The following is a 13,777-nucleotide window of genomic DNA, read 5'->3' as shown; positions in this document are numbered from 1 at the left end:
GGTCCGGGCACCGGTGCCCGGACGCGACGTTCGCGGGCCGGCCGGTGCGGGGGACGGGCGGTGCGGGGGACGGGTGTCCGCGGCGGTCCGGCCCGCGAGCACCGCGTACGACGAGAAGCGCGACCGGAGGACGACGAGATGACGGTGACCCTGGCGGACGTGGCGGCCCGCGCCCAGGTCTCCCCCGCGACGGTGTCGCGCGTACTGAACGGCAACTACCCGGTGGCCGCGACCACCCGGGAGCGGGTGCTGCGGGCGGTGGACGAACTGGACTACGTCCTCAACGGCCCCGCGAGCGCCCTGGCCGCGGCGACGTCCGATCTGGTCGGCATCCTGGTCAACGACATCGCGGACCCCTTCTTCGGGATCATGGCGAGCGCGATCCAGGGCGAGATCGGCGGACCGGGCGGCCGGGCGGGCGGGGAGCGGCTGGCCGTCGTCTGCAACACGGGCGGGTCACCGGAACGCGAGCTGACCTACCTGACCCTGCTGCAACGGCAGCGCGCCGCGGCGGTGGTGCTGACCGGCGGCGCCGTGGAGGACGCCCCGCACGCGGCGGCGGTGGCGGCGAAGCTGCGCAAACTGGCGGAGGCGGGCACGCGGGTGGTGCTGTGCGGACGCCCGCCGGCGCCGGACACCGAGGCGGTCGCCCTCGCCTTCGACAACCACGGCGGCGCCCGCCGGCTCACCGAGCACCTCATCGGGCTCGGGCACCGGCGCCTGGGCTACATCGCCGGCCCCCGGGAACGGACGACGACCCGGCACCGGCTGGAGGGGCACCGGGCGGCGCTGGAGGCGGCCGGCGTCGCGGAGGACGCGAGGTGGACGGTGTACGGCCGCTTCGACCGCCGGTCCGGGTACGAGGCCACCCTCGAACTGCTGCGCAGGGACCCGTCGCTCACCGCGGTCGTCGCCGCGAACGACTCCGTCGCCCTGGGCGCCTGCGCCGCCCTGCGCGAGTCCGGTCTGCGCGTGCCCGAGGACGTGTCGGTGGCCGGCTTCGACGACCTGCCCTTCAGCATCGACGCCGTGCCCTCCCTGACGACCGTACGGCTGCCGCTGGCGGAGGCGGGGGCCCGGGCGGGCCGCGTCGCGATGGGCCGCGAGGAGCCGCCGCCCGGAGGGATCGCCACGGTGCGGGGCGAGTTGATGGTGCGGGGGTCCACGGGAGTGCCCCGGGAGGACTGAGCGGGGCCCACCGGCAGGCGCGGGCGCGTGGTCCACAGCCGCGGGAGCGATGAGTTCCGCGGTGCGCGGCGGTCCGAGGTGGCGCAGAACCGAGATGCCCAGGCCGGGCACGACGCACAGGAGTGGTGGTCATGCGGATCGTCGTCACCGAGTTCATCAGCCTCGACGGGGTCGTCCAGGCGCCGGGCGGGGCCGAGGAGGACACCGACGGAGGGTTCGCGCACGGGGGCTGGTCGCACCCCTTCTTCGACCCCGAGGTGGTCGGGGGCGCGTTCGCCGCGGGGCTGGAGCGGGCCGGCGCGCTGCTCTACGGGCGCCGCACCTGGCAGACCATGGCCGCCGCCTGGCCCGAGCGGGCCGGGGACCCCTTCGCCGACCGGCTGAACGCGATGCGCAAGTACGTCGTCACCGACACCCTGGGCGAGGACCAGCTGACCTGGGAGAACACCGTGCGCATCCCCGGCGCCGGGGCCGTCGGGCGCATCCGGGAGCTGCGCGCGGCCGAGGGCGGCGACCTGGCGGTCCTGGGGAGCCCCACGCTCGTGCGGGCGCTGCTGCACGAGGGGCTCGTGGACGAACTGACGCTCGTCGTCATGCCGGTGCTGCTCGGCGGCGGCAAGTCGGTCTTCCCCGAGGACGGGGTGAAGCGGACCCTGGAACTGGTCTCCAGCACCACCGGGAAGACCGGCGTCCAGGTCAACGTCTTCCGCCCGGCGGCCGAGTAGCCCGGCGGGACCGGAGCGGGGCGGGGATGCCTGGTTCCGCACGGACCGGGTACGTGCGAGTAGGGTCGCTGGTCATGAAGTTCGCCTTTTCCACTCTCGGTGTCCCCGGCCTGCCCGTACCCGAGGTACTGGCGCTCGCCACCGCCCACGGCTTCCAGGGCGTCGAACTGCGCGCCCATCCCGAGGAGCCGGTGCACACAGGTCTCGGCCCGGCCGAACGGGCCGACGTGGCCGCCGCGTTCAAGGCGGCCGGCGTCGGCGTACTGGGCGTCGCCGGCTACGCGCGGGTCGCCGCGCCGGGCGACGACGCGCCGGTGCTCGACGAGATCCGTGCCCTGCTGCACCTGGCCCGCGACCTGGGCGCCCCCTTCGTCCGCGTCCTGCCCGGCGCCGACCCCGACCGGCCCGGCGAGGAGTCCGACGCGCTCGCCGCCCGGCGCCTGGGCACCGCCGCCGAGGACGCCGCCGCCCTCGGTGTCCGCATCCTGCTGGAGACCCACGACTCGCACCCCACCGGCGCCGACGTGATCCGCGTCCTCGGACCCGTCGGGCACCGGCAGGCCGGCGCGCTGTGGGACGTGATGCACACCTGGCTGGGCGGTGAGCAGCCCTCGGAGACCTACGCGGCCCTCGCCCCGCACCTCGGCTACGTCCAGGTCAAGGACATCGCCTCCGCCGACGACCGCACCCCGCTGCCGCTCGGCACGGGCGTCCTGCCGCTCACCGAGTGCGTGGAGGTGCTCTCCCGGCACGGCTGGGACGGCTGGCTGTGCTGGGAGTACGAGAAGCACTGGTACGAGACGGCCCCGCCGCTTCCCGGCCTGCTGGACGCGGGCCGCGACCACCTCGTCCGGCTGCTCAGCGACTCCGCCTGACGCGCGGCGCGGCGCGCCCGGGGCCGAGTGCGCCGCCGGCGGCCGCTCGCTGGTTACTGTGCATTCCCTTGACGGAAAGAAACTTCCCGGATATTCGTGATTCCCTGGAAGTTTCCTTCAGCACTTCTCCAGCGGGCCGGTCCGGAAGGAGCGCACGTGCACGACATCAGCACGGGAAGCACGGGAAGCACGGGAAACACCGCACGGCCGTCCAGACGCACCGTCCTCGCCGCGACCGCGGGACTGACCGCCGCCCTCGCCGCGTCCGGCGCCGCGCACGCCTCGGCCGCCGGGCGCGGCGACAGCCGGCTGCGGGCGCTGATCTCCCGGATGACGCTGGAGGAGAAGGTCGGCCAGCTGTTCGTGATGCGGGTGTACGGCCACTCGGCCACCGCCCCCGACCAGGCCGACGTCGACGCCAACCTCGCGGAGATCGGCGTCCGCACGGCCGCCGAGCTGATCGAGAAATACCGGGTCGGCGGGATCATCTACTTCACCTGGGCCCACAACACCCGTGACCCCGAGCAGATCGCGGAGCTGTCCAACGGCATCCAGCGGGCCTCCCTCGGCCTGCCCCGCGGTCTGCCCGTGCTGGTCGCCACCGACCAGGAGCACGGCGCGGTGTGCCGGGTCGGCCGGCCCGCGACGCTGTTCCCGGGCGCCATGGCGATCGGTGCCGGGGGCTCCCGCGCCGACGCCCGCGCCCTCGGCCGGATCTCCGGCGCCGAGCTGCGCGCGATGGGCATCAACCAGGACTACTCCCCCGATGCGGACGTGAACGTCAACCCGGCCAACCCGGTCATCGGCGTACGGTCCTTCGGCGCCGACCCGGACGCGGTGGCCCGGCTGGTGGCGGCGGAGGTCGAGGGGTACCAGGCGTCCCGGGTCGCGGCGACCGCCAAGCACTTCCCCGGGCACGGCGACACGGCCGTGGACAGCCACTTCGGCTTCCCCGTCATCACCCACAGCCGCGAGGTGTGGGAGCGGCTGGACGCCGTGCCGTTCCGGGCGGCCGTCGCGGCGGGCATCGACTCCGTGATGACCGCGCACATCCAGTTCCCGGCCCTCGACGGCTCCGGCGACCCGGCCACCCTCTCCCACCCGATCGTCACCGGCATCCTGCGCGGCGAGCTGGGCTACGACGGGGTGGTGGTGACCGACTCCCTCGGCATGGAGGGCGTGCGCACCAAGTACGGCGACGACCGGGTGCCGGTGCTGGCGCTCGCGGCCGGCGTCGACCAGCTGCTCAACCCGCCGGACCTGCACGTCGCCTGGAACGCGGTGCTGTCGGCCGTGCGCGGCGGCGAGCTGACCGAGGAGCGGCTCGACGCGTCGGTGCTGCGCGTCCTGCGGCTGAAGTCACGGCTCGGGCTGTTCGACCGCCCCTACGCCACCCGGGCCGGCGTGCGGCGCGCGGTGGGCACCGCCACGCATCTGGCCGCCGCCGACCGGATCGCCGAACGGACGACGACCCTGCTGGTCAACGAGGGCGGCGTCCTCCCGCTGGACCACCGTACGGTGGCGAAGGTGCTGGTCGTCGGCGCCGATCCGGCCTCCCCCTCGGGGACCACCGGGCCGCCCACCGGCGTGCTCGCCGCCGCCCTGTCCGAGCTGGGCTTCACCGCCACCGCGCTGCCCACCGGCACCGCGCCCTCCGCCGCGACCGTCGCCTCGGCGGTGGCGGCGGCCCGGGAGGCGGACGCGGTGGTGGTGGCCACGTACAACGTGACGGCGGGCAGCGCGCAGCGGACGCTGGTGAACCAGCTCATCGGCACCGGCCGGCCGGTGGTGGCCGTCGCCGTCCGCAACCCCTACGACGTGGCCCAGCTGCCCGCCGTCCAGGCGTACCTGGCGACGTACTGCTGGACGGACGTCGAACTGCGGGCCGCCGCACGGGTGATCGCCGGGCAGGTGGCGCCGCGCGGCAGGCTGCCGGTGCCGGTGCAGCGGGCGGACGATCCCGCGCGGGTGCTGTACCCGGTCGGGCACGGGCTGACCTACCCGAGGGGTGACGCCCGCCCCGCCCGGTAGTGGTCAGCGGAGTGTCAGCACAGGATCCAGCCGGAACTGACCGAGCCGTGGCCGACTGAGCCGCGCACCCACACGCAGCGGTGGCCGGCGTGCACGGTCACCGGGCCCGCGAGGCGCCGGAACATGCCCTTGTCGACGACCGGCCGGTTGCCGCGGGCCTGGAGGCTGACCGACATCGACCGCTTGGCACCGGCCGCGCGGGCGACGGTCGTCGCGCAGACGTAGCCGCCGCGCCGGTAGAGGTGCACGGTGCCGGTGGCGAAGGGCAGGGTCCTGATCTCCCGCCCGGCGCAGGCGCCGGTCGCCGCCTGCGCGCCGGCGGGGGCGGCCAGGACGAGCGCCCCGGACGCGGCCAGCACGGCCGCGCCGAGCGCCAGACGCCGGCGTATCGCACCACGGTCCACTGTCGTCCTCCCCGTACCCGGCCCGTACCTCACGCGCGTGCCCGCCGCGCACCTCGTGCGCACGTACTGATGTACGGACGCACGACGTATGCCGGATGGTTGCACGGCCGTCAGGGACACGCGCCACCGGGGCGGGCCCGGCGGCCGGCCGGCTACCGGGCCACCCCGGCCGTCGGCGGTACCGGTTCCTCCGGCCCCGGCCCGCCGACGAAGGTGTGCCACAGCTCGGCGTACCGGCCGCCCCGCGCCAGCAGCTCGTCGTGGGTGCCGTCCTCGGCGACCCGGCCGCGGTCCATCACCACCACCCGGTCGGCGCGGGCCGCGGTGGTCAGCCGGTGGGCGACGATCAGCGTGGTGCGCGCGCGGGCGGGCGCCGGGGCACTCCCGTCCGCCGCGCCGTCGCGGCCCGCCAGCCGGTCGGTCGCCTGGTTGACCTGGGCCTCCGTGGCCAGGTCCAGGGCCGCCGTCGCCTCGTCCAGGAGCAGGATGTCCGGGGCGACCAGCTCCGCGCGGGCCAGCGCGATCAGTTGGCGCTGGCCGGCGGACAGGTTGCGGCCGCGCTCGGCGACCTCGTGCAGGTAGCCGCCCTCCAGCGTGGCGATCATCTCGTGGGCGCCGACCGCCCGGGCCGCCGCCTCCACCTCGGCGTCGCCGGCGCCGGGGCGGCCGTAGGCGATGGCGTCGCGGACGGTGCCCGGGAAGAGGTAGGCCTCCTGCGGGACGACGCCGAGCCGGTGGCGGTAGGAGGTCAGGTCGAGCGCGCGCAGGTCGGTGCCGTCGACCGTGACCCGGCCGGCCGTCGGGTCGTAGAACCGCGCCACCAGCTTGACCAGCGTGGACTTGCCCGCGCCGGTCTCGCCGACGAAGGCGACGGTCTGCCCGGCCGGGATGCGCAGGTCGATCCCGCTCAGGGCTTCCTCCTCGCCCCCGTAGGCGAAGGACACGCCCTCGAAGGCGATCTCGCCGCGCAGCGAGCGCACCTCGGCCGGCTGCCCGGCGGACTCGGTGGACGCCGGCTCCCGCAGCAGCTCCTGGATGCGGCCCAGCGACACCGTGGCCTGCTGGTAGCCGTCGAAGACCTGGGAGAGCTGCTGGACGGGGGCGAAGAACAGGTCGATGTAGAGCAGGTACGCCACCAGCGCGCCCGCGGTGAGGGTGGCCGCCTCGATGCGGTGGGCGCCCGCGATCAGCACGGCCGCCGCGGCCACGGACGACAGCAGCTGGACGAAGGGGAAGTAGACGGAGATCAGCCGCTGGCCGCGGACGCGGGCGCGCCGGTAGGCGTCGCTGCGCTCGGCGAACCGCCGGCTGCCGTCCCGCTCGCGCCGGAAGGCCTGCACGATCCGCAGCCCGGCCACCGACTCCTGGAGGTCGGCGTTGACCGCCGACACCCGCTCACGGGCCAGCTGGTACGCCTTCACGCTCGCCCGGCGGAAGAAGTAGGTGGCGACGATCAGCGGCGGCAGGGTGGCGAAGACGACCAGCGCCAGCCGCACGTCCAGGACGAGCAGCGCGGCCATGATGCCGAAGAAGGTGACGACGGAGACGAACGCGGTGACCAGGCCGGTCTGGAGGAACGTGGAGAGGGCGTCGACGTCCGTCGTCATCCGCGTCATGATCCGGCCGGTCAGCTCGCGCTCGTAGTAGTCGAGGCCGAGCCGCTGGAGCTGCGCGAAGATCTTCAGGCGCAGCGCGTACAGGACGCGCTCGCCGGTGCGGCCGGTCATCCGGGTCTCGCCGATCTGCGCGGCCCACTGCGCCAGCACGGCGAGCAGCGCCAGCAGCGAGGCCGACCAGACCGCTCCCAGGGCCGCCCGGGTGACGCCCTGGTCGATGCCGTGCCGGATCAGGATCGGCAGCAGCAGGCCCAGCCCCGCGTCGACGGCGACCAGCGCCAGGCTGACCAGCAGGGGCGCGCCGAAGCCGTGCAGCAGGCGGCGCAGGCCGTAGGAGTCCTCGGCCCGGACCGCGCGGGCCTCGTCGATGCCGGGGGTGTCGGTCGCCGGGGGCAGCGCCTCGACCTGGGCGAGCAGCTCGGGGGTGGCCGGGGTGCCGGCGAGGGCGGCGTCGCGGGGCTCGCGGTCGCCCGTCCACAGCCTGGGGGTGACGCCGCGCTCGGCGTCGAACTCGGCGTCCAGCTCGTCGCGGAGCGTGGTGTCCTCGGCGGGTGCGGCCGGTGGGACGTGGCCCGGGGAGACGCCGCCCAGTTCGTCGGGGTCGGTGAGCAGGCGGCGGTACAGGGCGCAGCGGCGCTGTAGTTCGTCGTGGGTGCCGAGGTCGGCGAGCCGGCCGCCGTCGAGGACGGCGATGCGGTCGGCGAGGTTGAGGGTGGAGCGGCGGTGGGCGATGAGGAGCGTGGTGCGGTCCGCCATGACGTGCTTGAGCGCCTCATGGATCTCGTGCTCGACCCGGGCGTCCACGGCGGAGGTGGCGTCGTCCAGGACGAGCAGGCGCGGGTCGGTGAGCAGGGCGCGGGCGAGCGCGACGCGCTGGCGCTGGCCGCCGGAGAGGGTCAGGCCGTGCTCGCCGACCTCGGTGTCGTAGCCGCGCGGCAGCTCGCTGATGAACCGGTGCGCCTGGGCGGCGCGGGCGGCGGCCTCGATCTCCTCCTGGGAGGCGTCGGGGCGGCCGTAGGCGATGTTGGCGCGGACGGTGTCGGAGAAGAGGAAGGAGTCCTCGGGGACCAGGCCGATCGCCGCCCGCAGGGAGTCCAGGGTCAGCTCGCGCACGTCGTGGCCGCCGATCAGGACGGCGCCGTGGGTGACGTCGTAGAAGCGCGGCAGCAGCAGGGAGAGGGTGGACTTGCCGGAGCCCGAGGAGCCGACGACGGCCAGGGTCTCGCCCGCGCGGATCTCGAAGCTGAGCCCCTTCAGGACCGCGCCGGCCTTGTCCGGGTCGCTGTCGTAGCCGAAGGACACGTCGTCGAACTCGACGCTCGCCGGTGCGCCGGCGGGCAGTTCCTTGGTGCCGTCGCGCAGCGTCGGCTCGGTGTCGATCAGCTCCAGGACGCGCTCGGTGCCGGCCCGGGCCTGCTGGCCGACGGTGAGGACCACGGCGAGCATCCGGACCGGCCCGACGAGCTGGGCGAGGTAGGCGGAGAAGGCGACGAAGGTGCCCAGGGTGATGTGCCCGCCGACCGCGAGCCAGCCGCCGACGGCCAGCATGGCGACCTGCCCGAGGGCGGGGACGGCCTGGAGCGCCGGGGTGTACGTGCTGTTCAGCCGGATCGTGCGCAGGCGTCCGGCGAACAGGCGGCGGCCGACCTCCCGCAGCTTGCCGGTCTCCTGCTCCTCCTGTCCGAAGCCCTTGACCACGCGTACGCCGCTGACCGCGCCGTCGACCACGCCGGCGACGGCGGCGGCCTGGGCCTGGGCGTACCAGGTGGCGGGGTGCAGCCGGGTGCGGCTGCGCCGGGCGATGAAGCCGAGGGCCGGGGCGACGGCGAGGGCGATCAGGGTCAGCGGCAGCGACAGCCAGGCCATGACGACCAGGGAGATCAGGAACAGCAGGATGTTCCCGATGGTCATCGGGAGCATGAACAGCAGGCCCTGGATCAGCTGGAGGTCGCTGGTGGCGCGGCCGACCACCTGGCCGGTGGACAGCTCGTCCTGGCGGCGGCCGTCCAGCCGGGTGATCGAGCCGAACATGTCGGTCCGCAGGTCGTGCTGGACGTCGAGGGCGAGCCGGCCGCCGTAGAAGCGGCGGACGTAGGCGAGGGCGTAGACCAGGACGGCGGCGCCCAGCAGCGCGCAGGCCCAGGGGGCCATGGCGCGGGTGTGGGCGCCGATCACGTCGTCGATGATCACCTTGGTGATCAGCGGTACGAGGGCCGTCAGGCCCATGCCGGCGAGGGAGGAGCCGAGGGCGAGGACGACGTCCCGGGGGGAGCGCCAGGCGTAGCCCGCCAGGCGCCGTGCCCAGCCCGGCCGCTGGTGCGGTTCCTGCCGTTCCCGCCCGGTCCGGCCTGGTTTCTCCCCTTGCTGCCGCGCCACGCCGTGCCTCCCGTTCGACCTGATCTGCCGCAAGGCACCAACGCCCGAGGAAGCGGATTTCATCCCTCCGCAACAATTCCCCCGAGGCTTCGGTGGCCCCGCGGCCGGACAGGCCCCGCGCCGGAGGCGGCGGCCGGCGCCGCGCACGCCGGGTGCGTCAGGAGGCGGCGAGGTCCCGGTGGATGACCTTGGCGACGCCCTGGATGGTGGCGATGCCGTAGTTCATCGTGCTGTTGCCGTGGCTGAGCACGGTGATCGTGTAGTCGTGGCCGCCACCGGTGAAGGTGCCGACGCTGTGCACCCGCCAGCCGTGCGTGGAGCGCTGCAGCCAGCCGTTCTTGACGTGCACCGAGACCCCGGCGGGGGCGCCGTAGGGGGTGCCCCAGCGCTGCGAGGAGACGACCTGGCCCATCAGCTTCAGGATGTAGGCGCGCGCGTTGTCGCTCAGCACGGTGTTCCTGGCGGCGACGAGCTTGAGCAGCTTCTGCTCGTCGGTGACGTTGATCTGGGTGAGGCCCCAGTAGCCGCCGGTGCCCGGCACGGTCTTCGTCATCCCGGCGGCGGCCAGGAACGCCTTGACCTTCGTCAGGCCCAGTTGCTTCCACAGCTTGCTGGTCGCGTCGTTGTCCGACTTGGTGATCATCGCCTTGGCGAGCGCGGCCTCGGTGTCGGTGAGGTAGCGGTCGTGCTTCTTCGCGTCCCACAGCAGCGTGGCGAGGACGGTGACCTTGACCACGCTGGCGGAGTCGTAGGAGCTGGTGGCGCGCAGGGTGCAGGTGGTGCTGGTGGTGCGGTCGTAGAGGCCAACGGCGACCGTGCCCGAGCGGCCGGCGAGCGCGGCGGTGATGTCCTTCTTCAGCTTGGTGGCCAGCGCCGCATGTGCGGAGGTGCAGCCGACCGTGGGCGTGGCCGCCGCGGTGGGCCGACTCGGGTGGAGACGGGGCAGATTGTCGCTCCCGGTCACCGGATCGACACGTCGGATTCATTTACAGGGCCTCATGTCCATGCCACGCTCCCGTCTGCCGCCTCCAGTCAACCCGCGTAGATGGGACCCCACACATGCTGGCGACACGCACCCGCCGGAAGTCGGTGGCCTGGGCCACGGCCGCCGTCCTGGTCGGCCTCACCGCCCCCGCGCTGACCGCGACCCCGGCCTCCGCGACGACGACCGCCTACGACTCGACCTACTACAAGAACGCCGTCGGAAAGTCCGGCACCAGCCTGAAGTCGGCCCTCCACACGATCATCAGCAGCCAGACCAAGATCTCCTACTCCGCGGTCTGGAACGCCCTGAAGGTCACCGACCAGGACCCGAACAACAGCAACAACGTGATCCTGCTGTACAGCGGTGTCTCGCGCAGCAAGTCCCTCAACGGGGGCGACCTCGGCGACTGGAACCGCGAGCACACCTGGGCCAAGTCCCACGGCGACTTCGGCGAGGTGACCGGCCCCGGCACCGATCTGCACCACCTGCGCCCCGCCGACGTCCAGGTCAACAGCATCCGCGGCAACCTGGACTTCGACAACGGGGGCAGCGCGGTCACGGGCGGGGGCGGCAGCCGCGTCGACTCCGACTCCTTCGAGCCGCGCGACGCCGACAAGGGCGACGTGGCCCGCATGATCCTGTACATGGCCGTGCGCTACGAGGGCGGCGACGGCTTCGCCGACCTGGAGCCCAACGAGAAGGTCGACAACGGCAGCAACCCGTACATGGGCAAGCTCGCGGTCCTCAAGCAGTGGAACGAGCAGGACCCGCCGAGCGCCTTCGAGGAGAAGCGCAACCAGGTCATCTACGACACCTACCAGCACAACCGCAACCCGTTCATCGACCACCCGGAGTGGGTCGAGGCGATCTGGTAGCGGGCGGTCAGCCGGCCAGGTGCGTCGGCGCGAACATCCGCAGCACGGCCGGGAGCACGACCACCGAGGGGCCCGGCCGCGCCAGCGCCCGCGCCAGGTCGGCCGCCAGTGTCCCGGGGGTGGTACGCACCCCCGGGACACCGAAGGACTCGGCCAGGGCCACGAAGTCCGGCCCCGCCAGGTCCGTCCCCGTGGCCCGGCCGAAGGCGTCGTGCATGTACTCCCGCAGGATGCCGTAGCCGCCGTCGTCGACGATCAGCCAGGTGACGTCGAGGTCGTGCTGACGGGCCGTCGCCAGCTCCGCGATCGAGTACATCGCCCCGCCGTCGCCGGACACCGCGAGGACCGGGCGGGTGGGGTCGGCCACCGCCGCGCCGAGCGCCGCCGGGAAGCCGTAACCGAGGCCGCCCGCGCCCTGCGCGGAGTGCATGGTGTTGGGGGCCTGCGGGTCGAAGGCGGACCAGGCCCAGTACGCCAGGACGGTCATGTCCCAGAACGACGGGGAACCGGCGGGCAGGGCCCGGCGCACGGACGCCAGGACCTCCTGCTCCAGGGTGAGGTCCTGGGCGGCGATACGGCCCGCGACCTGGGCGAGCAGGGCGCGGACCCGCTCCGGGGCCGAGGGGTCGGTGCGCTCGCGGACCGTCTCCAGCAGCGCCTGGAGGGCGAGCCGGGCGTCCGCGTGGATGCCGAGGGCCGGGTGGTTGGACTCCAGTTTGCCGAGGTCCGCCTCGATCTGGACGATCTGGCCGCGGGGCCGGAACGTGTGGTAGTTCGAGGAGAGTTCGCCGAGCCCGGAGCCGACCACGAGCAGGACGTCCGCGTCCTCCAGGAAGTCGGTGGTGTGCCGGTCCTCCAGCCAGGAGCGCAGCGAGAGCGGATGGTTCCAGGGGAACGCGCCCTTGCCGCCGAAGGTCGTCACCACGGGGGCGTCGAGCCGCTCCGCGAGCTGCCGCAGCTTGCCGGCCGCGTCCGCCCGTACCACTCCGCCGCCCGCGACGATCGCCGGGCGGGCCGCCCGGGACAGCAGGTCGGCGGCGACCGCGGTCAGTTCGGGGCGCGGCGGCAGCTCGTCCGGGAGCGCGTCCGGCGCCGTCACCACCGGCAGCCGGGCCCCGGCGAGCAGTACGTCCTGGGGGATCTCCACCCACACCGGCCCGTGCGGGACGCTCAGCGCCGACTTCCAGGCCGCCGCGATCGCGGACGGGATCTGCGACTGGCTGCGCACGGTGTGGACCGACTTGACCACGGCGCGGAACGAGGCCGCCTGGTCGGTCAGTTCGTGCAGGTAGCCGCGGCGGCCGCCGCCTAGGCCGGCCGTCGGGACCTGGCTGCAGATCGCCAGCACGGGCGCGGAGGCGGCCGCCGCCTCCTGGAGCGCCGGCAGCGACGTCAGCGCGCCCGGGCCGGTGGACAGCAGCAGCGGCGCGGCCTCGCCGGTGATCCGGCCGTAGGCGTCCGCCGCGAACCCGGCGCCGCCCTCCGTCCGCAGGCCGACGTAGCGCAGCGGTGAGCGGCGCAGGGCGTCGAACAGCCCCAGCGCGTGCTGGCCGGGCAGCCCGAAGACGGTGGTGGCGCCGAGTCCGGCCAGCGTCTCCACGACCAGGTCTCCGCCGGTGCGGCCCGCCGGGGGGTTGAGCGCGGCCTCGGTCTGGGCGGGCGTCGGGCGGAGTTCCAGGTCGTGGTCGTGGGTCACTTCGCGCGGGCCTCCGCGATCTGGCGGGACATGATCGTGGTCAGTTCGTAGGCGGTGTGGGAGGCGGCCACCGAGGTGATCTCGGCGTGGTCGTAGGCCGGTGCCACCTCGACGACGTCCGCCGACACCAGGTTGCAGGATGCCAGGCCGCGCAGGATCTCCAGCAGCTCGCGGGAGGTCATGCCGCCGGCCTCGGGGGTGCCGGTGCCGGGCGCGTGGGCCGGGTCGAGGCAGTCGATGTCGATCGAGATGTACAGCGGGCGGTCGCCGATGCGCTGGCGCAGCTGGTCGGCGACCTCGTCGGCGCCCCGGCGGTAGACGTCCGCCGAGGTGACGATGCCGAAGCCCATCTTCTCGTCGTCGGTGAGGTCCTGCTTGCCGTAGAGCGGGCCGCGGGGGCCGACGTGGGAGAGCGCCTCGGTGTCGAGGATCCCCTCCTCGACGGCCCGGCGGAACGGGGTGCCGTGGGTGTACTCGGCGCCGAAGTAGGTGTCCCAGGTGTCGAGGTGGGCGTCGAAGTGGAGCAGGGCGACCGGGCCGTGCTTCCTGGCGACCGAGCGCAGCAGCGGCAGGGCGATGGTGTGGTCGCCGCCGAGGGTCATCAGCCGGGCGCCGGTGCCCAGCAGGTCGTCCGCCGCGGCCTCGATCGTGTCGACGGCCTCGTTGATGTTGAACGGGTTCACGGCGATGTCACCGCCGTCCGCGACCTGGGCGAGGGCGAAGGGGGAGGCGTCCTGCGCCGGGTTGTAGGGGCGCAGCAGCCGGGACGCCTCGCGGATGGCGTTGCCGCCGAAGCGGGCGCCCGGCCGGTAGGAGACCCCGGAGTCGAAGGGCACGCCGACGACCGCGACGTCGGCGGTGCCGACCTCGTCGAGGCGGGGCAGCCGCGCGAAGGTCGCGGGTCCGGCGTAGCGCGGGACGCGGGAGGAGTCGACGGGGCCGCGGGGCGTGTCGTTGCCGCTCATGGTGGATGCCTTCTTTCCTGCGCTTCGCCGCGCATGCACTG

Annotated in this window: 10 protein-coding genes; 5 read left to right on the top strand and 5 right to left on the bottom strand. The window is 74.2% G+C overall.

What is annotated here, in order from left to right:
* Positions 1–138: 138 nt before the first annotated feature.
* The 4 genes from ACZ6CZ_RS00895 to ACZ6CZ_RS00880 all read left to right on the top strand — a co-directional run bounded on the left by ACZ6CZ_RS00895 (position 139) and on the right by ACZ6CZ_RS00880 (position 4,819).
* A complete protein-coding gene (locus tag ACZ6CZ_RS00895) occupies positions 139–1,188 on the top strand; it encodes a LacI family DNA-binding transcriptional regulator (protein WP_469012631.1) in 1,050 nt (349 codons plus the stop codon).
* A 131-nt stretch (positions 1,189–1,319) separates the two neighbouring features.
* Positions 1,320–1,913, top strand: coding sequence for a dihydrofolate reductase family protein (locus tag ACZ6CZ_RS00890; protein WP_469012628.1), 594 nt, complete (start codon positions 1,320–1,322; stop codon positions 1,911–1,913).
* Between the two features lie 74 nt (positions 1,914–1,987).
* The gene (locus ACZ6CZ_RS00885) at positions 1,988–2,788 is read left to right on the top strand and encodes a sugar phosphate isomerase/epimerase family protein (protein ID WP_469012624.1); all 801 of its coding nucleotides are present in this window, start codon (positions 1,988–1,990) and stop codon (positions 2,786–2,788) included.
* 156 nt (positions 2,789–2,944) lie between these two features.
* Complete coding sequence (locus ACZ6CZ_RS00880; RefSeq protein WP_469012621.1) at positions 2,945–4,819, top strand: glycoside hydrolase family 3 protein; 1,875 nt, start codon at positions 2,945–2,947, stop codon at positions 4,817–4,819.
* Between the two features lie 14 nt (positions 4,820–4,833).
* Here ACZ6CZ_RS00880 and ACZ6CZ_RS00875 read toward each other — a convergent pair whose 3' ends face one another.
* The 3 genes from ACZ6CZ_RS00875 to ACZ6CZ_RS00865 form a co-directional block, all read right to left on the bottom strand.
* On the bottom strand, positions 4,834–5,223 hold the full coding sequence (locus ACZ6CZ_RS00875; protein ID WP_469012619.1) for a hypothetical protein: 390 nt from the start codon (positions 5,221–5,223) through the stop codon (positions 4,834–4,836).
* A gap of 152 nt (positions 5,224–5,375) precedes the next feature.
* Positions 5,376–9,131: an ABC transporter ATP-binding protein gene (locus ACZ6CZ_RS00870; RefSeq protein WP_469014345.1), complete on the bottom strand. Its 3,756-nt coding sequence runs from the start codon at positions 9,129–9,131 to the stop codon at positions 5,376–5,378.
* 241 nt (positions 9,132–9,372) lie between these two features.
* Positions 9,373–10,179 carry a serine hydrolase gene (locus ACZ6CZ_RS00865; RefSeq protein ID WP_469012615.1) on the bottom strand — a complete coding sequence of 269 codons (807 nt, stop codon included), beginning with the start codon at positions 10,177–10,179 and terminating at the stop codon, positions 9,373–9,375.
* A gap of 95 nt (positions 10,180–10,274) precedes the next feature.
* On the opposite strand from ACZ6CZ_RS00865, the gene ACZ6CZ_RS00860 reads away from it, so the two are divergent.
* A complete protein-coding gene (locus ACZ6CZ_RS00860; protein ID WP_469012613.1) occupies positions 10,275–11,075 on the top strand; it encodes an endonuclease I family protein in 801 nt (266 codons plus the stop codon).
* A 7-nt stretch (positions 11,076–11,082) separates the two neighbouring features.
* On the opposite strand, the gene ACZ6CZ_RS00855 is transcribed toward ACZ6CZ_RS00860, so the two are convergent.
* Entirely contained in the window at positions 11,083–12,771 is a 1,689-nt protein-coding gene (locus ACZ6CZ_RS00855; RefSeq protein WP_469012610.1) for a thiamine pyrophosphate-binding protein, read from the bottom strand.
* Positions 12,768–13,736 carry an agmatinase gene (gene speB / locus ACZ6CZ_RS00850; RefSeq protein WP_469012608.1) on the bottom strand — a complete coding sequence of 323 codons (969 nt, stop codon included), beginning with the start codon at positions 13,734–13,736 and terminating at the stop codon, positions 12,768–12,770. The genes ACZ6CZ_RS00855 and speB overlap by 4 nt, the downstream gene beginning before the upstream one ends.
* Positions 13,737–13,777: the final 41 nt, after the last annotated feature.

This window comes from Streptomyces sp. NPDC041135, from assembly GCF_055592085.1.
This window is presented reverse-complemented; position numbering and strand designations above follow the sequence as displayed.

Bases quoted from the DNA above. Each gene is read 5' to 3' on its own strand.
- ACZ6CZ_RS00895 (WP_469012631.1), top strand. From the start codon at position 139: ATGACGGTGACCCTGGCGGACGTGGCGGCCCGCGCCCAGGTCTCCCCC.
- ACZ6CZ_RS00890 (WP_469012628.1), top strand. From the start codon at position 1,320: ATGCGGATCGTCGTCACCGAGTTCATCAGCCTCGACGGGGTCGTCCAG.
- ACZ6CZ_RS00885 (WP_469012624.1), top strand. From the start codon at position 1,988: ATGAAGTTCGCCTTTTCCACTCTCGGTGTCCCCGGCCTGCCCGTACCC.
- ACZ6CZ_RS00860 (WP_469012613.1), top strand. From the start codon at position 10,275: ATGCTGGCGACACGCACCCGCCGGAAGTCGGTGGCCTGGGCCACGGCC.
- speB (WP_469012608.1), bottom strand. From the start codon at position 13,736: ATGAGCGGCAACGACACGCCCCGCGGCCCCGTCGACTCCTCCCGCGTC.